The sequence below is a fragment of the Azospirillum formosense genome (genome assembly GCF_013340925.1).
GTDB lineage: Bacteria > Pseudomonadota > Alphaproteobacteria > Azospirillales > Azospirillaceae > Azospirillum > Azospirillum formosense.
This window is the reverse complement of record NZ_WHOR01000089.1, coordinates 1-20,283: the sequence shown is the minus strand read 5'-3', so window position 1 is coordinate 20,283 and position 20,283 is coordinate 1. Positions and strand designations below refer to the sequence as shown.

Sequence of the window (20,283 nt, the reverse complement as noted above, 5' to 3'; positions counted from 1 at the left end):
ACCCCGATCACCCCACCCATCAGCGCGACCAGGCGGCGGCTGATCGACAGTCCCAGCCCGGTGCCGCCGAAGCGCCGGGCGGTCGAGCTTTCCGCCTGGGTGAAAGGCTGGAAGAGCTGGCGGCGCGCCGTCTCGGAGATGCCGATGCCGGTGTCCGCCACCTCGATGCGCAGCCGGGCGCCATCGTGAACGTTCCCGTCCGCCCTCGTCGCCAGGGTGGCCTGCACGACGATCCGCCCGCGCTCGGTGAACTTGATGGCATTGCCGCACAAATTGAACAGGATCTGGCGCAGCCGCACCGGATCGCCGATCAGCGCCGGCGGGATCGCCGGGTCCACATAGGTCAGCAGCGCCAGCCCTTTGGCCCGCGCCGCCGGGGCCAGCGTCTCGGCCACCCCTTCGACCAGGGCGGGGATGGAGACGGGCACCTGCTCCAGGTCCATCTTGCCGGCCTCGATCTTCGAGAAGTCGAGGATGTCGTCGATGATCCGCAGCAGCGAGGTCGCCGATTCCCGCATGGTCGCCACGGTGTCGCGCTGCCCGCCGTCCAGCGGCGTGCGCTCCAGCAGCTCCAGCATTCCCAGCACGCCGTTCATCGGGGTGCGGATCTCGTGGCTCATGGTGGCGAGGAAGGCGGACTTGGCGGTGGTCGTCTGCTCGGCCTGCTCCTTGGCCTGTTCCATCTGGCGCTCGGCCAGCTTGCGCCGCGTGATGTCGTAGACCCAGGCGAGATGGACCGGGCGGCCGTCGAGCAGCGTGGGGTCCACCGACACCAGCGCCCAGAAGACGGAGCCGTCGGCCCGCCGCACCCGCACCTCGGCGTCGCGCAGCGAGCGGCGGAAGAAGGTCCAGTGCGTCTCGTGCGCCTCGGTGTTGTCCGGTTCGATGAACAGGTCGGCGATGGAGACGCCGACCAGCCGCTCCTTCGGCACGCCCAGCAGATGGACCAGCCGGTCGTTGCACGTCACGAGGACGCCGTCGTGGGTGTAGGCGCAGACGCCGACCGGGCTCGACTCCAGGATGGCGCGCATCTGTTCGCGGCTCTGCCGCAGCTCGTGCGTGCGTTCGGCCACCTTGGTCTCGATGAAGCGGATGTGGTCGTAGGCGCGCAGCGCCGCGATCACCGCGGTGAACAGCCCCTCCGCCGACAGGTCGGCCTTCGACTTGTAGTCGTTGATGTCGCAGCCGACGATCACGTCCCGCTGCGGCGCCTGCCCCGGCTGGCCGGTGCGCAGGATGATGCGGACGTCGAGGTTGCCCAGAGTGCCGCGTATCCAGCGGACCAGCGTCAGCCCGGCGTCCTCCTCCTCCATCACCACGTCCAGCAGGATGACGGCGATGTCCCTCCGACAGCCCAGCACGGCGCGGGCCTCGGCGGCGGAGCGGCAGCCGATCAGCTCCAGCCCGCGGCCCTGGAATTCCACGTCGTCCAGCAGGAGGGCGGTCATGGAATGGACGTCGTCCTCGTCGTCCACCACCAGGATGGGCCAGGGCAGGGTCTCGTCGCCGTCCTCGCCCTCCTCGTCGGCGAACAGGATCTCGTCGTCTGAGTTGGGGTCGGTGTCGGGCATGATCAGCTCGTCGGTCATGCTGCGTCCGTTGCCGGTTCTTTCCCGGTGGCGCCGGCCATCCGGGGCGCTGTCACGGGAATCCGCAGGAGGAAGCTGGTGCCCCTGCCTGTGGGGTTGTCGGGGGCGGAGTCGCTTGGGGCCGGGCTGTCCACCGAGATCCGGCCGCCCAGCGATTGCGTCACCAGGTTGAAGACGATGTGGAGGCCGAGGCCGCTGCCCCCGGTGCCGCGCTTGGTCGTGAAGAAGGGTTCGAACACCTTGGGCAGATTGTCCGGGGCGATCCCGACCCCGTCGTCGGAAAAGCGGATGTCCAGCTCGCCGTCGGGCAGCTCCTCCACGCTCAGCGCCATGGCGCCCTCCCTGCCGCCGGGGAAGGCGTGGGTCAGCGCGTTGATGACCAGATTGGTGATGACCTGGCTGAGCGCGCCGGGATAGCCATCCATGGTGATGCCGTCCGGGCAGGTCACCGCCATCCGGTGCGGGCTCTTGCGCAGGCGCGGCCCCAGCGAGGTGATGATCTCGTCCAGGTAGGAGCGCAGGTCGAAGCGGCGGCGCTCCTGGCTGGTCTGGTCGACGGCGACGCGCTTGAAGCTCTGGATCAGCTCCGCCGCGCGGGTCAGGTTCTGCTCGATCAGGCGCGAGGATTCGCCCGCCGCCGCCACATAGGCGGTCAGGTCGGACTTCTTCAGGGCGCCCTTCGTGAAGGCCTCGGTCAGCGTCCGCGTCTTCGACGCCAGATGGGTGGAGCAGCTGTAGGCGATGCCCACGGGCGTGTTGATCTCATGGGCGACGCCGGCCACCAGCAGGGCGAGCGAGGCCATCTTCTCCGCCTGGACGAGGCTGTCCTGGGTCTCCTTGAGGTCGGCGTAGGCGGTCTCCAGCGCCTCCATGGCGTGGAACACCTCCTCGGCGGAGCGCGCCTCCACCGTCACGTCGGTGAAGGTGCGGACGAAGCCGCCCTCCGGCAGGGGGTTTGACCGCACCTCGATGATCGTGCCGTCGGGCCGCCGCCGCTTGAAGGCGAAGGGCTGGTCGGGAACCACGGCGGTCTCGTCCAGCTCCAGGTCCGGGTCGATGCTGAAATCCTCGAAGGCGCCCTGCGCGCGCTGGAGCCGGATGATCTCGGGAAACAGCGGGTTGCGGGCCAGGAAGGCCGCCGGGACGTCGAGAAGCTCCGCGGCGCGGCGGTTGGACATGACGACCCGCAGGTTGCGGTCCACCATGATGATGCCCTGGTCGGTGTTGTCGAGCGTGATCTGGAGGACGTTCCGCTCGCGCGCCAGATCCCGTTCGGCCTGCATGCGCTCCGTCACGTCGGACATGGTGCCGGTCAGGCGGACCGCGGTTCCCTCGCCGTCGCGCAGGGCGGTCGCGCGATCCTCGATCCAGCTCCAGCCGCCGTCCCGGCGCCGCATGCGGTAGACGGTGGCGTAGGCGCTGTCCTTGTCGCGCACGCGGCTGCGCGACTGCGCGACGACGCGCCGCCGCTCATCCGGATGGATCAGCGACTCCCAGGTCCGCGCGGTCATCGCCAGCTCGGCCGGGCCGTAGCCCAGCAGGGCTGGAAACTCCTTCGACCACCAGTATTGGCCGGTCCGCAAATCGTAATCCCAGACGGAGGACCGCGTGGCGGCGATGGCCAGCCCCAGCCGCTCCTCGCTCTGGCGCAGGGCGGCCTCCTCCTCGTCAAGTCGGGTCAGCATGCCGTTGTAGGCGGCGATCACCCGTCCCAGCTCGTCGGCGGAGGACCAGTGCACGGGCTGGCGCAGATGCTCCTGCTCCGCGGTGCGGATCGACGCGATCAGCCGGCCCAGCGGCACGCCGATGGTCAGCCGGTGGGCGGTCAGCGCGGTGATCAGCGTGCCGACCAGCATCAGAAGCAGGAGCCACAGCGTGTTGACCATCTCCTGCCGGATCTGTTCGTCGACCGGGGCGTAGCTGAAATAGAGCGTCAGAGTGCCGAGCCGCCGGTTCTGCACCTGGATCGGGCGGCGCACGGCCTCGTGCCCGGCGAAGGGACGGCAGTCGGCTTCCGGCCACGCGAAACGGCCGTCGGCCAGCTCGTCCGCCACCTCGATGCACAGAAGCTCGCGGTTGACGGAGATCGCCTGGATGATGTTGCGGATGGCCGGCACGTCCACGGCCCACAGGCTGGAGGACAGGGCGACGGCGTTGATCTCCGCCACCGCCTCGATCCGGTCGCGCAGGGCGCCGCGCAGATCCTTGTACTTGCCGTAGAAGAAGATCGAGGAGAAACCGAGCGTGGTCAGCATCAGGATGGGAATCAGGATCAGCAGGAATTTCGCCGACACCGTCGGCACCGTCTTCCACGCCTGCTCGATCACCGTCATGAAGGGGTATCCCGCTGCGGGGGCGCATGACCGGAGCGGGGCGGCGGCACGGCGCCGCCTTCACCGGCAACGCGGTTGTACTATCAACCGGTGCCATCCGTCTATGGCGTGTGAAGCGTGAAAATTCTTCCTATGGTCGACAAAATTATCAAAATGTATACTTGAAGCTTGAGGAGGGATCGGCCTTGCACTACTGTTCGGGGGAGCCGTTTGCGCGGTGCAACATAAGAGGATGTCATGAATTTCCAGGTGCGCCGTTCCTCCGAAACCCTTGAGGTGTTGTTGAGCGGCCGGTTGGAGTTCACCGATCACGACAGCCTTCCCGACATCGTGGATCTGCTGAACGGGGAGGCCACGCGCCGCTTCGTCCTGGACATGGACGGGCTGACCTTCATCGACTCCGCGGGGATCGGCATGCTGCTGATCCTTCAGGACGAGGCGGAGCAGCGCAACATCAAGCTGGTCCTCCGCAAGCTGCAGGGCGATGTGCTGCGATCCATCGATCTGGCGCGGATCGGCGAAGTCGTCACCATCGAGCGGTGAGCGGGTGATGGACGGTTCCCCCGCCTCTCCCGCCTCTCCCGCCTGTCCTCTCCCCGGACCAGCCGGCGCCGTGCGGCCGTTCAGCGTGGTGCGGGACCGCGTGCCGGCGGACATCGCCGCGCGGGTCGCGGCGCGGTTCGGTCTGGGCGCGGCCAGTGGCGGCGTTGTTGGAGGCATTGATGGCCGGGCCGCCGCCGCGGTGCTGCTGGCCCAGGCCGACCGCGACCTTCTGCGCAGCGCCTTCGGCCTCGACAGCTTTCTGACGGTCGAACTGACGGAGCGGGAGGAGGGGACCGGCCCCATTGATGCCGACTGGCTGGGTGCCCCGCCGATGGAGCGGGGGTTCTACCTGTCGCTGACCACCGGGACAGCCTATGGCCTGCAATGCGCGGTTCTGGTCTGTGACGAGTTGAGCCGGCGCGGCGTGCTGACGCCGGAGCGGCGGGGCAACATCGAGCTGTGCCTGCACGAAGCCATCGCCAACGCCATCGTCCACGGCAATCTGGGCATTCCCAGCGCGACCAAGGAGCAGCCGGAGGGCTACCGGCTGTTCAGCCGACTGCTGCGCGAACGGTTGGGCGATGGCGCCGTGCGGCAGCGGCGGATCGACATCTTCGCGCGCTGGACCGCCGACGGCCTGTGCATCGCGGTGGTGGACCAGGGCAACGGGTTCGACGCCGCTGCCCTGCCGCAGGACACCGACAGCGGCGCCCATTCCGGCCGCGGCTTCGTCTTCATGCGGGCGTTGGCCCGGCGCATCCTCGTGACCGACGGCGGGCGCTGCACCCTGCTGCAATTCGACCTGTGACGGGCGGGCGGGGTCGCGCATGCCCATTTCCCTCGCCGCCAGCCGTGTCCTGATCGTTGACGACAACGAGTTCAACAGGAAGTCGCTGGCCCTGATGATCCGCCGCGCCGGTCTGACCCAGATCGAGGTCGCCGAGAACGGGGTGGAGGGGCTGCGCAAGGTGGAGAGCTTCCGCCCCGACCTTGTCCTGCTGGACGTCAGCATGCCGGTGATGGACGGGCTGGAGATGTGCCGGCGCCTGCGCGAGCGGCTGACCCACGAGGAATTGCCGATCCTGTTCCAGACCGCGCTGGACAGCGACGAGGAGCAGGTCCGCTGCTTCGAGGCCGGAGGCAGCGACTTCATCTCCAAGCCGATCAAGCCCGGCGAGTGCGTCGCCCGCGTCCGCCACCAGCTCGAAAAGCGCAAGCTGTTCACCGACCTCGCCAACTTCCGCGCGCGGGTCGAGCGGGAGCTGAAGCACGCCAAGGCGATGCAGCTGTCCCTGCTGCCCGAACCGAAAGAACTGGAGGCCGTCGCCGAGCGGTACGAGCTGGTGCTGGACGCCCATTTCGAAACCTCGTCGGAGCTGGGCGGCGATTTCTGGAACGTCTATCCGTTGGACAGCCACCGCGTCGCCTTCCTGCTGGTCGATTTCGCCGGGCACGGCATCACCGCCGCCATCAACACCTTCCGCCTGCACACGCTGATCGACCGCTTTCCCATGCAGCACGTGCCGCCCTCGGAATGGCTGGCCGGGCTGAACCGGGCGCTGAAGGAGGTGCTGCCGGTCGGGCAGTTCGCCACCGCCTTTTTCGGCATCCTCGATCTGCACACCGACACGCTGACCTACGCCTCGGCCGGGGCGCCCAATCCGGTGGTGGGGATCGCGGGGGAACTCCGGCTGCTCGATTCGGCGGGGCTGGTGCTGGGCGCGTCGCGCCGCGCCGTCTACGCCGACCGCAGCCTGCGCCTGCCGCGCGGGAGCTGCCTGTTCCTCTACAGCGACGCGCTGATCGAATGCAGCGGTCCGGGCAACGAGCCGATCGGCCAGGACGGGGTGCCCGGCCTGCTGCGCGGGGCCATGGCCGCCAACCGCGCCCGCCCGCTGGGGCCGCTGCTGGAGCGCTTCTACGCCCGCACCAGCCTGCCGCTGCGCGACGACCTGACCGCCGTGTGGATCGCCCGCCGGGCGTAAGGGCATCCTTGAAAAGGAAAGGCCGCCGCGGTTGTCCGCGGCGGCCCTTTGCCTTGGTGTCGAGGGGAGGGGCGTCGTTACGCCTGCGTCTCGGAGGCGGCGTAGCGGCGGCGGACCCACATCACGCTCTTCACGGCGAAGATGGTGACGCCGATGCCAAGCGCGATGAGCAGGAGGATCTTCGGGCCGTTCTCGCCGATGGCGGCGGCGGCCTCGCCGAACAGGTAGCCGGCCCCGGCAAAGCTCCAGGCCCAGATGCCGGCGGCGATGAAGTTCCAGAACAGGAACTTGCGCCATGGCATGCGGGAGGTGCCGACGGCGACCGACGCGATGTTGCGCACCCCGTAGAGGAAGCGGAAGGCCAGGATGAAGCCGACGCCGTAGGTTTCCAGCCAATACAGCACGCGGGACGCGCGGGCCTCCGCCGCCGGGAAGCGGGCCAGAGCCTTGCCGCCCCATTTGCGGCCGATCCAGAAATAGCACTGGTCGCCCATGAAGCTGCCGATCCACACGGCGGCAACCAACCAGTATAGGTTGATGATCCCCAGATGCGCGCCCATCCCGCCGAAAATGACGAAGGTCTCGCCTTCGAAGAAGGCCCATATGAAGGCCAGGGGATAGAAGGCATCGCCCCAATCCTGGAGCCAGGTCATCCAGTCCAAATCACCCTCCCCGCGGGTCGTTCCTTTTCGGCTCGGACCGCCGGCGATGCGCCAGGGAAACGCAGGCGCGGCCATTGGTCAGGCTAGGGACACATCATTGCACATAAGTGCGTGTCTTGTCGCGCAATCATTCCCGAATCGGGGGGAGGGAACCGTACAAAGTTGGGGTACGAAACGATCTATTGCGGTGGGATTATTTTGTTTCCGGACACGTATTCTGTGAATCGGTCAGTGTTCGTGACTTGGTCAGCCATCCTCGCCCGACAATTCGCCGACCGCCTGCCGGGCGGCGCGCAGCAGCAGGGGATTCGGTTCGGACGGGCCGTCCTCCCCCTCTTCCTCCTCCCAGGCGCCCGGCGCGGCGCGGCGCTTCAGCTCGCGCGCGGCTTCGATCAGCAGATGGGCCAGCTTCTGGTCGGGCAAAGCCTGCGCCAGCGCCCGCAACTCCGCGTTGGTCAAGGCGGCCGGGTCGAAGTCGGCGCGCGGCGCCATCGGGACGAGCGGCGGCGGGACGAGGGCGAGGGTCATCGGTGGCGGCGCCGACGGTGACGGAACGTCCTCCCGCACCATGTCGACGGCCACCGGCGCTGCCACGCTGGCGGCGCGGGACCGGCGCGCCGGTTTGCGCGCCCGCTCCGTCTCGGGCAGGCTGTCGAACAGGAGAGGTTGCGTGCTCATCCGGTCACCCGCGATCCGTTCACCGCTAGTTTTCAAAGTGTTCTCTTTTCATTCTAGAGAACGAAGGCCGGAAGTCGAGGGGAAACTTTTCGGGCAAAAACGCGAATGGCGGTGTCAGCCGATCGTGTCGAGGAACCGCTCGGGGCGCAGGATGCGGGTGCGCCCAACCTGACGCACCGAGAGAAGCTGCCGGTCCACCGTCACCAGCCAGTCGGCGTCGGCGGCCAGCGCCACGGCCAGGAACATGTCGTCGTCGGGGTCGCGGCACAGCCGCTCCACCGGGACGGGCTCGACCCGCCGGGCCTCCGCGGCGAAGGCGGCCAGGAAGGCGGCGCGCTCCTCCGCCGGGCGGTAGCGGTCGAAGTCCGGGCGCATCAGCACCTCGCCCAGTTCCGCCAGCGTGGCGTCGGAGACGAAGGCGTTTCCCCGCGCCCGCACCGCCTCCACGCTGCGCTGGATGGCCAGGCTGCGGCGGGGCACCTCGGCGCCGAGCAGGGCGTAGCCGACGAGGATGTTGGTGTCCAGAACGACCCGGATCGGCCGCGCGTCGTGGTGGAGGCTGGCGGTCATGCGCCCGTCGGTTCCATCGGCCGGTCAGCCCTTGCGGGTCAGCAGCAGCGCGGTCAGGTCGTCGTCGATCGGGCCGACGGCGCGCAGGCGGTCCAGCAACCCATCCAGGAAACGGCCGCCGTCCGTTTCGTCCATCCGCTCGGCGACCAGGGCGGCAAGGCCCGGCTCGTCGAGAACGTCGCTGCCGACCGGGATTTCGATGGCGCCGTCCGAATAAAGGAACAGGCGCCCGCCGGGGGGCAGGGGGAGGGACCGCTCCTCATACTCCGCCGAGGCCAGCAGACCGAGCGGCAGGCCGGCGCTGTCGCCCAACAGGGGCGCGGAATCGCCGGGCGCCCAGGCCATCGGGCGCGTGGACCCGGCCGAGGCGTAGACGAAGCGGTTCTCCGCCGGCTCGACCACCCCGGCCAGCATGGTGGCGAACTGCCCGTTGGGAAGCAGCGCGCACAGCCGTCGGTTGACGGTGGACAGGAACTCGGCCGGGGTCAGGCCGGACACGTTCATCTGCTGGCAGATCGCGTGCAGGCGGAAGGTGTTCAACGCCGCCCCGACGCCATGGCCGGAGAAATCGACCATATAGAGCATGGTCCGGCCCTGTCCCTGGCCCGGTCCGCCGCCGTCGTGCCGCAGGTCCCAGAAATCGCCACCCAGTTCCGACGAGGGGGCGAAATGGGCGGCGATGCCCACCCCCGCCGCAGCCTCCACCTCGGCCAGCCGCTCCGGCGAGGGCATCAGCCGCTCCTGCATCTTGCGGGCAAGCGACAGTTCGCTCTCCGTCCGCTCGTGGAAGCGCTGGAGATCGTGCAGGAGAGCGCGGTTCTGCAGATGGATGCGCACGCGGGCCAGCAGCTCGACCGCGTTGATCGGCTTGGTCACGTAATCGGTGGCGCCGGCGGCGAAGGCCTTGGCGCGGTCCTCCGCCCGGTTCAGGCTGGATTGCACGAGGACCGGCAGATCCTTCCAGGCCGGCGTCGCGCGCAGGCGCCGGCACATCTCGAACCCGTCCAGGTTCGGCATCATCAGGTCGAGCAGGATCAGGTCGGGCCGGAAGGCGTCCAGCCGGGCCAGCGCGTCGTTGCCGTCCTCCGCCATGTCGATGCGGGTGACTCCGCCGCGTTCCAGCAGAGCCTGGAGCAGGTGACGGTTCACCCGATTGTCGTCCACCACCAGGACGCGGGCCGATTCCAGCCCCGGAACCTCCGGCAGGTTGTTCATCGCGAACCCCCATGCCCGATCCAGACCAGCGTGTGGTCGTCGAGCGGCACGTCGCCCTGGGCCTCGGCGAGCGCCGCGGTGACCGCCGCGAAGGCGTCGTCGCCGTCGCCGTGACCGTCGCCGCCAGCCATGGCGTTCCGGACGGCGGCGCTCTGCAGAAGGGCGGTGAATCCGCCGCTGCGCCCGCACAGCGTTTCCAGCACGGCGGTCGAGTACAGGACCAACGCCGAATCCGGCGGGAAGGGCAGGCTGCGTTCCTCGCAGCGGATGCCGGCGGCGACCCCCACCGGCTGGTCAGCCCCCTCGCCGAAGAGCAACGCCGCGTTGCCGGGCGGGATCAGGACCGGCGGGGCCGCCGCCGCCGCCGCGTAGGTGAAACGCTCCGCCGCGCCGTCCACCACGCCGTAGATCACCGTGGCGTGCTGCCCAAGCTCCAGCAGGCAGACGGCCCGCTCGTTCAGTTCGGTGAGGAAGGCGCCGGGCCGCTCGCCGAGATGGGGCGCCAGCTCGTGGATCAGCGTGTGCATGCGAAAGGCGTTCAGCGCCGCCGACACGCCGCGCCCGGCCATGTCCAGCAGGAACAGCCCGAACCGCCCGCCCGCCAGCGGCAGCACCCCCCAAAGGTTGCCGCCGAGGTCGGAGGACAGCGCCGTGTGGGACCGCAGCGTCATCCCGGCGCTGTCCGTCAGCGCGGCGCACAGCGCCGGGGAGGGCAGCAGATGGTCGTACATGGAGCGGGCCATCGCCAGCTCCCCCTCGACCCGCGCCCGGTAGGTTTGAAGGTTGCGGATCAGCACCCGGTTCTGCAGGTGGATGCGCACGCGGGCGACCAGTTCCGTCCGGTCCAGCGGCTTCGAGATCAGGTCGGTGGTGCCGGCGGCGAAGGCCCGGTTGCGGTCGTCGCTGGACGACAGGGCGGTCTGCACCAGAACCGGCAGGTCGGCGTAGGCGTGGTCGGCACGCAGGCGGCGGCACACTTCGAACCCGTCCATCCCCGGCATCATGATGTCGAGGATCAGCAGGTCGGGCGCTTCCGTCGCGATCTGGTCCAGCGCGTCGAAGCCGTCCTTGGCGTAAACGATGTTCTGGAAGCCGGCCTCGTTGAGCAGGGCGCCGATCAGTGTGCGGTTGAAGTCGGTGTCATCCACCACCAGGATGCGGCAGGCGGCGATGGCGTCGTCCATCAGAGAGGAAACCTCATGCGGATGCGTCGCCCGCCGTCGAGAAGCTGAAGTTCCTCGACGATGGCGGCGATCAGGTCCAGCCCGCGGCCCGAGGCGCCGTAGTCGATGCGCTCCGGCCGGGCGAAGCCGGTCCCCTCGTCGGCGACCTCCACCACCGCGCACGCGCTTTCCAGCCAGACGGCAACCTCGATCCGGCGGTCGGCGAAGGCGGGGTCGGCCATGCGCGCGGCCAGATCGTGGGAGAAGCGTTCCAGCGCCTCCACGCTCAGCCCCTTCATGCCTTCGACCTGGAGGTTGCCGTGGACCACCGCGTTGCTGATCGCCTCGTGCAGCGCCAGCTCCATGTCGTCGCGCTGGGCCTCCGGCATGGGGTGCAGGGCGGCCAGCCCGTTCAGGACGCGCCCGGCCAGATGCAGGCGGTTGGCGGTCACCGTCGTCACGCAGGCGAACAGGTCGGCGCGGGCGGCGCGGCGCGCGGCCTCGACGATCTGGGCGTCGGACAGGCCGGCGACCTCGATCCAGGCCCCGAAGGGCCGCTGCCAGAACTCCGGCGCCTCCACGGCGCCGGCGTCGCCCACCAGAAGCAGAACGGAGGCGCCGAACGCCTCCCCCGCCGGGGAGCCGGGCCGCCGGGGCGGAAGCCGAAGCGCCGCCGACAGCCGGTCCAGCCGGTCGGTCGGCACGCCCAGGCCTTGCAGGGCGGCGACGTGGGTGGGGGAGGGGACCAAGGGGATCAGTCCTCGATCGTGACGATCTTGTTGAGCTGGGCCACCGTCAGCACGCGCTTGACCTGCCCGGCGGCGGAGCGCAGGACGAGCTGCTTGTCCGCGTTCGCCATTTCCTCCCGGGCAATCAGCAGCATGCCGATTCCCGCCGAATCGACGAACTCCAGCGTGGAGAGGTCGAGCACCTGTCGCTTGGCCTTGTTCTGCAGCATCTCCCGGATCAGGGCGCGCAGCTTGGCGTGGTCGTTGAAGGTCAGGCGACCGCGCAACCGAACCAGGGTCTCCTGCTCCTTGTCCTCAATTCCGTAGTCCATCGGTCCGGTGTTCCTGAAGGGTGTTCCTGAAGGGGCATTGTGGCGGGTGGCCTTGTGCGGACCACGCCAGAATGGAGCAAGACAGGCCGGGGACTCCAGAGAATCCCTCGGCCTCAGAAAAGTTCGATGTCGCCGCCGGAACTGTCGTCCTGGCCGGCATCGACGTCAAGGACGCCATGCTCGTCCAGCGCCGTCCCTTCCAGCAGCAGCCGGCGCACGAAGCGCTGGCGCATCTCGCTCAGCTTGAAGCGGCCCAGCAGCTCGTCGAGCCATTCCTGCGGAACCTGCGGCCCCAAGGAAGCGGGCATTTCGACGCGGGTGCGGTTTTCCAGCTCGTTCAGCCCTTCCGCCATGATGGCGAGGCTGTCGTTGATGGCCTCCAGCCGCTGCTTGGTCAGATCCTGGAACTGCATCCCGGTGACCATGCGGCTGATGGTGGCCGACATGTCCGACGACACGGTCGCCGCCGTCTCCAGCACCGCCTGGAAGTGGTTGGTCTGGTCGACCAGACTGTCCATGGTCTTGTCCACCCGCTCCTTGGCGAGCATCTGCGGCGACATGTCGGTGTCGGCGATCTGGCGCAGGATGTCGTGGCCGTTGCGCACGCCCTTGACCACCGCGGTGACCTTGGAGCGCATGCGGTCGGCCAGCGCCCCGGTGGAGCGGGAGAGGTGGCGCACCTCCTGGGCGACCACCGCGAAGGTGCGGCCGGCCTCGCCGGCGCGGCTCGCCTCGATAGTGGCGTTCAGCGCCAGGAAGTTGGTCTGGCGGTTGATGGCGTCGATGTCGCCGATCGACTTTTCCAGCTCCGCCACGTCCTTCTGCACGTCGTCCAGCAGATAGACCATGCTCATGGCGTGGCGCGACAGTATGACGATGTTGGAGATCATGTCCGCGATCATCTGCTGCATGCCGGTGACCAGCTGGTCCATCGGCACCCGCTCCCCGTCGATGGAGACGGAGCCGGCCATGCCGACGATCTCCTCCACCCGCTCCGACTGCTGCATGGCCTTCTCGGCCAGCTCGCGGAAGCGGGAGGAGAGGTCCAGCGTGGCGTCCTCGACCGTCGAGGAGGTGCGGGTCAGCTCGTTCTGCACCGCCTCCAGCGTGCGGCGCTGGATGTCGGCGTAGCCCATCCAGGTCGCCAGAAGCTCGCCGGTCACCGGGATCTTCTCGCCGATCTCGGGCAGGCTGGGCACGGGAGCGCCATCGTCGGGAAGGCCCGGCTTCTCCGGTTCCGGTCCGGCTTCCAGGCGGGGCGCGCGGCCGTAGAAAGACATGGTGCTGCTCCTCAGTTCGCGCGCGTGCGGTGTTCGCCGATGGCGTCGAACGCGCGCAGCATCTCGGCCGGTATCTGCGCCAGCGGCAGTTCGACGGCGACCGCCCCGGCTTCCCGGGCGGCGCGCGGCATGCCGTAGACGACGCAGCTCGATTCCTGTTCGCCGATGGTATAGGCCCCCGCGTCGCGCATCGCCAGCATGCCCGACGCCCCGTCGCGGCCCATGCCGGACAGGATCACCCCCACCGCGTTCGCCCCCGCCGCCTTGGCGACGGAGGAGAACAGCACGTCCACCGACGGGCGGTGGCCGCTGACCGCCGGCCCGTCCTGGATGTGGCAGGAATAGCCCTCGGCGTCGCGGATCACCACCAGATGACGGTCGCCGGGGGCGATGTAGACCTTGCCCTGGACCAGCCGGGCGCCCTGGGTGGCGACCTCCACCGACGGCGGCGAGATGCGGTCGAGCCGGGCGGCGAAGCTGGGGACGTAGCTGGGACCCATGTGCTGGGTGATGACGATGGGGGGGCAGTCGGCGGGCATGACCGCCAGCACGTCGCGGATGCGCTCCACTCCGCCGGTGGAGGCGCCGATGGCGATGAAGCGGGTGCCCGACCCGGCGCGGTGCGGCGTCTGGAGGGGCGAGGTCGCGGGCTTGGGCCGCCGCATCGACAGGCGGGCGGTGGCGGCGATGCGGATCTTGCCGACCAGCTCGTGCGCCATCGCCTCGAAGCCGTGCCCCTCCGAGCCGTCGGGCTTGGCCACGCAGTCCACCGCGCCGATCTCCAGCGCGCGGATCGTCGCCTCCGACCCCTCCTGGGTCAGGGAGGAGACCATGACGACCGGCGTCGGGCGCAGCGTCATGATCTTTTCCAGGAAGGACAGCCCGTCCATCCGCGGCATCTCGACGTCCAGCGTGACGACGTCCGGGTTGGTCCGCTTGATGACGTCGCGCGCCTCGTAGGGGTCGCGGGCGACGCCGACCACCTCGATGCCGGGTTCGTCCGAGATGACGGCCTTCAGCATCTCCCGCATCAGGCTGCTGTCGTCCACGATCACGACGCGGATGGAGCGTGTCATGGCTCAGTCCTCCCCGAACAGTTCCACGTCGCCCTCGATCGGCTGGTGCCGCAGGCTGGAGCGGAAACGCAGTTCCTGGTTCGCCGTCTCCGACAGCGCCTCGGGCCGCAGCATCTTGCGCATGGCCTTGCCGGTGTGGGGAAAATAGTGGATGCGCCGGGCCGACGCGCCGCCCAGATCCTGGCCCATCAGCTTCAGCCCCTCCCGCCGCACGTAGTCGAGCGCGAAGGCGGCGTTGCGCTGGCCGACGTCGAAGCTGGAATCGATGACGCGGGCGCCGCCGAACAGCTTGACCTCCAGCCGCCCGCGCTGGGCGCCGCGCGCCAGCAGGTCGTTGATCAGCCGCTCCATGGCGACCGAGCCGTAGCGCGCCGCCGCTCCCGTGCCGGCGTCCTCGGACTCCGGGACCTCGGGCAGCAGGAAATGGTTCATGCCGCCGATCGCCGTCGCCGGGTCGTGGACGCAGGCGGCCACGCAGGAGCCCAGCGTCGTCACCATCATCACGTCCGAGCGGTCGCTGACCAGATGATGACCCAGGAAGACCTTCATCGTGTGGGCGCGGAACTGCGGGTGGAAGTAGCCGCCGCTCTGCCGGGCCTCCGCCGCACGGCGGCTTGCGAATGCGGTCATGCGTCACAGCCTCCGGTAAATGGTGGGGCCGGTCTGGCGGAAGCGGTCCGACACGCCGTACAGGCTCTCCGAATGGCCGAGGAACAGATAGCCGCCGGGCTCCAGCATGCGGGCGAAGTTGCCGATGACCTGGGTCCGCCCGACGCGGTCGAAATAGATCAGCACGTTGCGGCAGAAGATCGCGTCGAACGGCCCCTTCATGGGCCAGTGCTCCAGCAGGTTCAGCGGCTTGAAGGTGATCAGCCGCTTCAGCTCCTCCTCCATCGCCACCATCGGCTCGCCGGCCTCGCGCTGGCGCCGGGTGAAGCGGTCGCGCAGGGGGGCCGGGATGCTGTTCGCCAGATCGGCGGGATAGACGCCGCGCCGGGCGGTGTCGACCATGTGGGTGTCGATGTCGGTCGCCAGGATCTTCGCGTCCCAGCGCCGCAGCTCCGGCCCGAAGCTGGAGGCCAGGACCATGGCGATGGTGTAGGGCTCCTGCCCGGAGGAGCAGCCGGCGGACCAGATGCGCAGCCGCGGGTGGGAGGACTCCCCGGCGTGGCGGGCGCGCATCTCCGGCACCGCGGTCTTCGCCAGGAAGTCGAAATGATGCGATTCGCGGAAGAAGCTGGTCAGGTTGGTGGTCAGGGCGTTGACCAGGAAGCCGACCTCGTTCGCCCCCTCCTCGCTCTCCAGCAGGGCGCAGTAGCTGTCGAAGTCGCTCAGGCGCAGGTCGCGCAGCCGCCGGGCGAGGCGGGAATAGACCATCTCGATCTTGTGCGGGGCCAGAGCGATCCCGGCGAGCTGGTAGAGCATATGGGCGATGAAGTCGAAGTGCCGCCGCTCGAACGGGAACTCCCGCCGGCCGGAGGTCGCCGCGGGGAGGGCGCCGCGGTCGGTCGAATCGGGGGAAGGGCTCGGGGCGGTGGTCATGCCGCCCGTCCGCGGGCCAGTTCGGGCGCACCGTGGGCGTGGCCGGCATCCAGCGAGAAGAAGGCCATCTGCTGGCGGAGCTGCCCGGCCTGCTCCTCCAGCGAGCGGGCGGCGGCGGTGCTTTCCTCGACCAGCGCGGCGTTCTTCTGGGTCATCTCGTCCATCTGGGCGACGGCGGTGTTGACCTCGTCCAGGCCGGACGCCTGCTCGGCGGTGGCGCGGGCAATCTCCGACACGAGGTCGGCGACCCGCGCGATGCCCGCCACGATGTCGGTCAGCGAGGAGCCGGCGGAGCGGACCAGCTCCACCCCGTCCTTGACCTGCGCCCCGCTGTCGAGGATCAGCGTCTTGATCTCCTTGGACGCCTGGGCGGAGCGCTGGGCGAGGTTGCGCACCTCCTGCGCCACCACCGCGAAGCCGCGCCCGGCGTCGCCGGCCCGCGCCGCCTCCACCGCCGCGTTCAGCGCCAGCAGGTTAGTCTGGAAGGCGATCTCGTCGATCACCCCGATGATGTCGGAAATCTTCTGCGACGAGCGCTCGATCCCGCGCATCGCCTCCACGGCGCTGGCGGCGACCTGACCGCCCTTCTCAGCGGCGCGGCGGGCGTCGTTGGCGAAGCTGTTGACCTGCTGGGCGTTGTCGGCGTTGGAGCGGACGGTGGCCGCCAGCTCTTCCATGCTCGCCGCCGTCTCCTCCAGCGAGGAGGCCTGCTGTTCGGTGCGCTCGGACAGGTCGAGGCTGCCGTCGGCGATCTCGCGGCTGGCCGCGGCGATGGACTCGGCGGCGCCGTTGATGCGGCGGACGATCTCCGACAGCTTTTCCGCCGTGCCGTTGAAATCGTCCTTCAGGCGCAGGAACACGCCCTCGTACGGTTTGTCGATGCGCCGCGACAGGTCGCCCTGCGACAGCGATTCCAGCATGGCGGCCAGATCCTCGGTCACGCCGGAGACGTTGGCGGCCAGCCGGTTCATGCCCTCGCTGACCAGCCGGAAGAAGCCGGTCTTGCCGTCCAGCGCGATCCGCTGCGCGAAGTCGCCGCGCACGGCGCTGTCCACCATGGCGGCGATTTCCGCCTCGATGGACAGCTCGGCGGTCAGGTCGCGCCATTCGACGACGAGGCCCAGCTTCTCGCCGTGGCGCCCGGCGACCGGGCTGGCGGTGATCTCGAAGCTGCGGCGGCCCGCCTTGACCATGCCCTTGTAGGGGCTGGCGAGGCCGGTCAGGCTGGAGCGCAGGCGCGGGGCCTCGGTGTCCAGCGCGTCGAGAGTCGTCCCGATCAGCCCGGCGGCGTCGAAGGCGGGCAGGGCCTTGCGCAGGTCGCTCTCGGCGGCCTTGAACATCGCCAGGGCGGCGGCGTTGCAGTAGGTGACCGTCCCGTCCTCACCCACCGTCATGATGCAGGACGACACGCGGTCGAGCGCGATCCCCGCCCGCACGGCGGTCACCGCGTCCTCCTTGAAGGCGGCGACGGCGCGGGCCATCGCGCCCAGCTCGTCGCGCCCGTCGGTGTGGGGGACGGTGACCGACAGATGGCCGTCGCTGAGGTCGGTCATCACCTTGCGGATGCCCTGGACCGGGCCGGTGATCGAGCGGGCGATGACCTGGGCGGCGCCGATGCCCAGCAGAAGCGACAGGCCGCCCAGCACCAGGGCCAGCAGGACGCTGTTCTCCACCTCGGTTTCGGCCCGGGTCTCGATTCCCTTCTGCTCGGCGTGGATGGCGGTGGCGATGGAGTCCAGCGTCGCGGTCAGGGCGGTGACGATCTTGGCGACGATCTCGGCGCGCAGGCGGTCGATCTCCTTGTCGGCGGCGCCGGCGTCGCGGAAGGCGGCGCGGTAGCCCGGCGCCCGTTCCGCCACCTCGCGCAGCAGCGCCGCCACGCGGGGTTCGGTCAGCAGGGCCTGCGCCTCGCGCACATGCTCCAGCATCTCGTCCAGGTTCTTTTCCATCGGCCCCGCGGCGGCGGCGTCGCGCATGCCGAGCGCGCGGTTGGCGAAGAGGCGGCTCAGCACCCAGTGCTTCTCCATCTCCTCCCCGACCAGGGCGGCGTCCTTGTCGCCGGTGGCCTGGGCGCCCTCGACGATGCGCTCCAGCGTCTCGGTGATCTGGGTGCCCAGCGGGTCCATGGTCTGGTGGATGGCCGCGTCGTAGCGGTCGCGGACGACGCGGATCGCCTCGAACTGGGTGTGGTACTCGGTGTGCAGCCGCGCCAGCTCGGCGAACGCCGCCGCTTGGCTGGAGCGCTGGATGGCCGCGCCGTGGGCGGCCAGCGCCTGATCGAACTCGGTGCGCAGCGCGCGCTGGCGGTTGAGCGCGGCGGGGTCGCCGGACACCAGATAGTCGCGCCCGTGGATGCGCTGGTTGGCGAGCCGGGCCGAGAGATCCTTGGCGAAGGTGGCGAGTTCGCCGCTGGAGAGCACCGCGTCGACGCTGCCGTTCAGGCTGCGGATGCTCAGCAGGCTGGCGGCGACCTGGGCGGCCAGCAGGGCGAGCAGGAGCGCGAAGGCCAGCCACAGCCGCTTCGAGATGCCCATCGACCCAACGAACGAACCGACCCCTTTCGCCATGCCATCCCCCTTGCCCGCCGCGTCACGCCGGCGCTAGCCCTTATTTGAAACCAACCCGTGTGAAAAGCTGCGACATGACGCACCCCCGTCGGCGCCCGTGTGGGCGCGTCCGGGGCCACGTGCCGGTCAGGACGCCCGCTCCAGCGCCGGCAGGGCCTTGGTCGCCGAGTCCAGCTCGCTGTTCTCGACGGAGAACAGCTTCTCGACGCTCAGCAGCGTGACCATGCGGTCGTCGGCGGTGTAGAGGCCGCTGAGATACTCGGCGTCGACCATGCCGCCGTCCACGTCGGGCGGCGGCTTGATGGCGTCGTGGCCGATCGCCAGGATGTCGGAGATGGCGTCGACCAGGATGCCGCGGGTGCGTTCCCCCACCTGGATCACCACCACGACGTGGCGCTTGGTGACCGACGTGGCGCCGCCGCCGAAGCGGGCGCGCAGGTCGAAGATGGGGATGATGATGCCGCGCAGGTTGATGACGCCCCGGACATAGTCCGGCAGGTTCGGCAGGCGGCTTTCCGGCGTCCAGCCGCGGATCTCGCGGACCGACAGGATGTTGACGCCGTACTCCTCGCTGCCGACGGTGAAGGTGACGTACTGCTCCTCGGCGGCGTTGACCGCCATGACGTCGTTGCGGGCGTCGGTGCGGCTACCGCCGACGGTGGCGAGCGCGGTGGAACTGCTCATCGCTGTGGCCTCAGACCGGTTCGAGTGCGGGTGCGGGCAGCGCGGCCACCGGCGAAGACGGCGGACGCGGCGCGCGGGAATCCATGTGCCGGCTCATCTCGCGCAGGCCGGCGACGTCCAGGATCAGGGCGACGCGCCCGTCGCCCAGGATGGTCGCGGCGGCCACGCCGTCGAGGCGGCGGAAGTTCGCTTCCAGGCTCTTGATGACGACCTGCTGCTGGCCCAGCACCTCGTCCACGACGAGGCCGAGGCGGGAGCCGTCCTCCGTCTCCACCAGCACGACCAGCGCGCGGGTGGGATCGGCGACGGCGCCGGGGATGCCGAACAGCTGGTGCAGGTAGACCAGCCGCACATACTCGCCGCGGGCCATCATCACGTCGCACTTGCCGACCAGCCCGTGCAGGTCCGCCGCCTTGGGGCGCAGGCTCTCCACGATGTTGGTCAGCGGCAGGACGAAGCGCTCCTCGCCGACCGAGATGACCATGCCGTCGAGCACCGCCAGGGTCAGCGGCAGCGACAGCACGAAGCGCGAGCCCTCGCCCGGCGTGGAGTAGACGCCGATGCGCCCGCCGAGCGAGGTGATGTTCCGCCGCACCACGTCCATGCCGACGCCGCGGCCCGACAGGTTGGAGACCTGATCGGCGGTGGAGAAGCCGGGCAGGAAGATCAGGTTGTCGATCTCCTCGTCCGACAGGGTGGCGCCCGGCTGGACGAGCCCCTTCTCGATGGCCTTGGACAGCACCTTGGGCCGGTTGATGCCGCGCCCGTCGTCGGTGATCTCGATGACGATGCGGCCCGAGCGGTGCTGCGCCGACAGATGCACGGTGCCGGCGCGCGGCTTGCCGACGCGCTCCCGCTCCTCCGGCCCTTCCAGCCCGTGGTCGATGGAGTTGCGGATCATGTGGGTCAGCGGATCGACGAGGTTCTCCACCACCGTCTTGTCCACCTCGGTCGTCTCGCCGCTGGTGACGAGCTGGACCTCCTTGCCCGTGGTGGCGGCGCATTCGCGGACCAGCCGCGGCATGCGGGAGAAGACGCTCGACACCGGCTGGGCGCGGATCGACATCACGCTCTCGCGCAGCTCGCGGGTGTGCTGGGCCAGCTGCTCCAGCCCCTCCAGAAGCTCCTGGAACTCGCCGGGGGGCAGCTCGCGCACATGCTCGGCGATCATCGCCTGGGTGATGACCATCTCGCCGACCATGTTGACCAGCCGGTCGATCTTGTCGAGATCGACGCGGATGGTGTGGCTGGTCAGCCCGGCATGCTCCGCACCGCCGCCGTTGGGGCGCGAGCGGGCGGCCTCGGCCTTCGGGGTGTCAGCCCCGGGCGTTTTAAG

At 69.6% G+C, this 20,283-nt stretch carries 19 protein-coding genes; 3 read left to right on the top strand and 16 right to left on the bottom strand.

Annotation, left to right across the window (positions count from 1 at the left end):
• Positions 1 to 1,589: hybrid sensor histidine kinase/response regulator (locus GBZ26_RS13675; protein WP_174439308.1), on the bottom strand; the 1,589-nt coding region annotated here is incomplete at its 3' end.
• Positions 1,586 to 3,922 carry a PAS-domain containing protein gene (locus tag GBZ26_RS13670; RefSeq protein WP_174439307.1) on the bottom strand — a complete coding sequence of 779 codons (2,337 nt, stop codon included), beginning with the start codon at positions 3,920 to 3,922 and terminating at the stop codon, positions 1,586 to 1,588. The genes GBZ26_RS13670 and GBZ26_RS13675, both read right to left, overlap by 4 nt.
• A gap of 237 nt (positions 3,923 to 4,159) precedes the next feature.
• On the opposite strand from GBZ26_RS13670, the gene GBZ26_RS13665 reads away from it, so the two are divergent.
• From GBZ26_RS13665 to GBZ26_RS13655, 3 genes are all read left to right on the top strand, one after another.
• Entirely contained in the window at positions 4,160 to 4,465 is a 306-nt protein-coding gene (locus tag GBZ26_RS13665; RefSeq protein ID WP_174439306.1) for an STAS domain-containing protein, read from the top strand.
• Between the two features lie 70 nt (positions 4,466 to 4,535).
• Positions 4,536 to 5,273, top strand: a complete 738-nt coding sequence (locus GBZ26_RS13660; RefSeq protein WP_343207224.1) for an ATP-binding protein — start codon at positions 4,536 to 4,538, stop codon at positions 5,271 to 5,273.
• 19 nt (positions 5,274 to 5,292) lie between these two features.
• Positions 5,293 to 6,450, top strand: a complete 1,158-nt coding sequence (locus tag GBZ26_RS13655; protein ID WP_174439304.1) for a PP2C family protein-serine/threonine phosphatase — start codon at positions 5,293 to 5,295, stop codon at positions 6,448 to 6,450.
• Between the two features lie 77 nt (positions 6,451 to 6,527).
• Here the strand turns inward: GBZ26_RS13655 and GBZ26_RS13650 are convergent, their stop codons facing one another.
• The 14 genes from GBZ26_RS13650 to GBZ26_RS13585 form a co-directional block, all read right to left on the bottom strand.
• Positions 6,528 to 7,103: a DedA family protein gene (locus GBZ26_RS13650; protein WP_035675919.1), complete on the bottom strand. Its 576-nt coding sequence runs from the start codon at positions 7,101 to 7,103 to the stop codon at positions 6,528 to 6,530.
• Positions 7,104 to 7,358: 255 nt separating this feature from the next.
• Complete coding sequence (locus GBZ26_RS13645; RefSeq protein ID WP_174439303.1) at positions 7,359 to 7,790, bottom strand: hypothetical protein; 432 nt, start codon at positions 7,788 to 7,790, stop codon at positions 7,359 to 7,361.
• Positions 7,791 to 7,904: 114 nt separating this feature from the next.
• Positions 7,905 to 8,360: a putative toxin-antitoxin system toxin component, PIN family gene (locus GBZ26_RS13640; RefSeq protein WP_174439302.1), complete on the bottom strand. Its 456-nt coding sequence runs from the start codon at positions 8,358 to 8,360 to the stop codon at positions 7,905 to 7,907.
• Positions 8,361 to 8,384: 24 nt separating this feature from the next.
• The gene (locus GBZ26_RS13635) at positions 8,385 to 9,575 is read right to left on the bottom strand and encodes a PP2C family protein-serine/threonine phosphatase (protein ID WP_174439301.1); all 1,191 of its coding nucleotides are present in this window, start codon (positions 9,573 to 9,575) and stop codon (positions 8,385 to 8,387) included.
• Positions 9,572 to 10,759 carry a fused response regulator/phosphatase gene (locus tag GBZ26_RS13630; protein ID WP_174439300.1) on the bottom strand — a complete coding sequence of 396 codons (1,188 nt, stop codon included), beginning with the start codon at positions 10,757 to 10,759 and terminating at the stop codon, positions 9,572 to 9,574. Before GBZ26_RS13630 ends, GBZ26_RS13635 begins: the two co-directional genes overlap by 4 nt.
• A complete protein-coding gene (locus GBZ26_RS13625) occupies positions 10,759 to 11,487 on the bottom strand; it encodes an ATP-binding protein (RefSeq protein ID WP_174439299.1) in 729 nt (242 codons plus the stop codon). The genes GBZ26_RS13630 and GBZ26_RS13625 overlap by 1 nt, the downstream gene beginning before the upstream one ends.
• Before the next feature lie 5 nt (positions 11,488 to 11,492).
• Entirely contained in the window at positions 11,493 to 11,798 is a 306-nt protein-coding gene (locus GBZ26_RS13620; RefSeq protein ID WP_014241675.1) for an STAS domain-containing protein, read from the bottom strand.
• 113 nt (positions 11,799 to 11,911) lie between these two features.
• The gene (locus tag GBZ26_RS13615; RefSeq protein WP_174439298.1) at positions 11,912 to 13,078 is read right to left on the bottom strand and encodes a methyl-accepting chemotaxis protein; all 1,167 of its coding nucleotides are present in this window, start codon (positions 13,076 to 13,078) and stop codon (positions 11,912 to 11,914) included.
• Between the two features lie 11 nt (positions 13,079 to 13,089).
• Entirely contained in the window at positions 13,090 to 14,154 is a 1,065-nt protein-coding gene (locus GBZ26_RS13610) for a protein-glutamate methylesterase/protein-glutamine glutaminase (RefSeq protein WP_174439297.1), read from the bottom strand.
• Positions 14,155 to 14,157: 3 nt separating this feature from the next.
• On the bottom strand, positions 14,158 to 14,784 hold the full coding sequence (locus GBZ26_RS13605; RefSeq protein ID WP_174439296.1) for a chemotaxis protein: 627 nt from the start codon (positions 14,782 to 14,784) through the stop codon (positions 14,158 to 14,160).
• Between the two features lie 3 nt (positions 14,785 to 14,787).
• Entirely contained in the window at positions 14,788 to 15,696 is a 909-nt protein-coding gene (locus tag GBZ26_RS13600) for a CheR family methyltransferase (protein ID WP_174439295.1), read from the bottom strand.
• Positions 15,693 to 18,263 carry a methyl-accepting chemotaxis protein gene (locus GBZ26_RS30650; protein ID WP_174439294.1) on the bottom strand — a complete coding sequence of 857 codons (2,571 nt, stop codon included), beginning with the start codon at positions 18,261 to 18,263 and terminating at the stop codon, positions 15,693 to 15,695. The genes GBZ26_RS13600 and GBZ26_RS30650 overlap by 4 nt, the downstream gene beginning before the upstream one ends.
• 126 nt (positions 18,264 to 18,389) lie before the next feature.
• Complete coding sequence (locus GBZ26_RS13590; RefSeq protein WP_014241669.1) at positions 18,390 to 18,947, bottom strand: chemotaxis protein CheW; 558 nt, start codon at positions 18,945 to 18,947, stop codon at positions 18,390 to 18,392.
• A gap of 10 nt (positions 18,948 to 18,957) precedes the next feature.
• Positions 18,958 to 20,283: chemotaxis protein CheA (locus GBZ26_RS13585; protein WP_247884806.1), on the bottom strand; the 1,326-nt coding region annotated here is incomplete at its 5' end.

Excerpts from the sequence above, each read along its gene's own strand:
- GBZ26_RS13590 (WP_014241669.1), bottom strand. The coding sequence starts at position 18,947 with ATGAGCAGTTCCACCGCGCTCGCCACCGTCGGCGGTAGCCGCACCGAC.
- GBZ26_RS13615 (WP_174439298.1), bottom strand. The coding sequence starts at position 13,078 with ATGTCTTTCTACGGCCGCGCGCCCCGCCTGGAAGCCGGACCGGAACCG.
- GBZ26_RS13610 (WP_174439297.1), bottom strand. The coding sequence starts at position 14,154 with ATGACACGCTCCATCCGCGTCGTGATCGTGGACGACAGCAGCCTGATG.
- GBZ26_RS13655 (WP_174439304.1), top strand. The coding sequence starts at position 5,293 with ATGCCCATTTCCCTCGCCGCCAGCCGTGTCCTGATCGTTGACGACAAC.
- GBZ26_RS13600 (WP_174439295.1), bottom strand. The coding sequence starts at position 15,696 with ATGACCACCGCCCCGAGCCCTTCCCCCGATTCGACCGACCGCGGCGCC.
- GBZ26_RS13650 (WP_035675919.1), bottom strand. The coding sequence starts at position 7,103 with ATGACCTGGCTCCAGGATTGGGGCGATGCCTTCTATCCCCTGGCCTTC.
- GBZ26_RS13645 (WP_174439303.1), bottom strand. The coding sequence starts at position 7,790 with ATGAGCACGCAACCTCTCCTGTTCGACAGCCTGCCCGAGACGGAGCGG.
- GBZ26_RS13665 (WP_174439306.1), top strand. The coding sequence starts at position 4,160 with ATGAATTTCCAGGTGCGCCGTTCCTCCGAAACCCTTGAGGTGTTGTTG.
- GBZ26_RS13620 (WP_014241675.1), bottom strand. The coding sequence starts at position 11,798 with ATGGACTACGGAATTGAGGACAAGGAGCAGGAGACCCTGGTTCGGTTG.
- GBZ26_RS13640 (WP_174439302.1), bottom strand. The coding sequence starts at position 8,360 with ATGACCGCCAGCCTCCACCACGACGCGCGGCCGATCCGGGTCGTTCTG.
- GBZ26_RS13605 (WP_174439296.1), bottom strand. The coding sequence starts at position 14,784 with ATGACCGCATTCGCAAGCCGCCGTGCGGCGGAGGCCCGGCAGAGCGGC.
- GBZ26_RS13670 (WP_174439307.1), bottom strand. The coding sequence starts at position 3,922 with ATGACGGTGATCGAGCAGGCGTGGAAGACGGTGCCGACGGTGTCGGCG.
- GBZ26_RS30650 (WP_174439294.1), bottom strand. The coding sequence starts at position 18,263 with ATGGCGAAAGGGGTCGGTTCGTTCGTTGGGTCGATGGGCATCTCGAAG.
- GBZ26_RS13630 (WP_174439300.1), bottom strand. The coding sequence starts at position 10,759 with ATGGACGACGCCATCGCCGCCTGCCGCATCCTGGTGGTGGATGACACC.
- GBZ26_RS13635 (WP_174439301.1), bottom strand. The coding sequence starts at position 9,575 with ATGAACAACCTGCCGGAGGTTCCGGGGCTGGAATCGGCCCGCGTCCTG.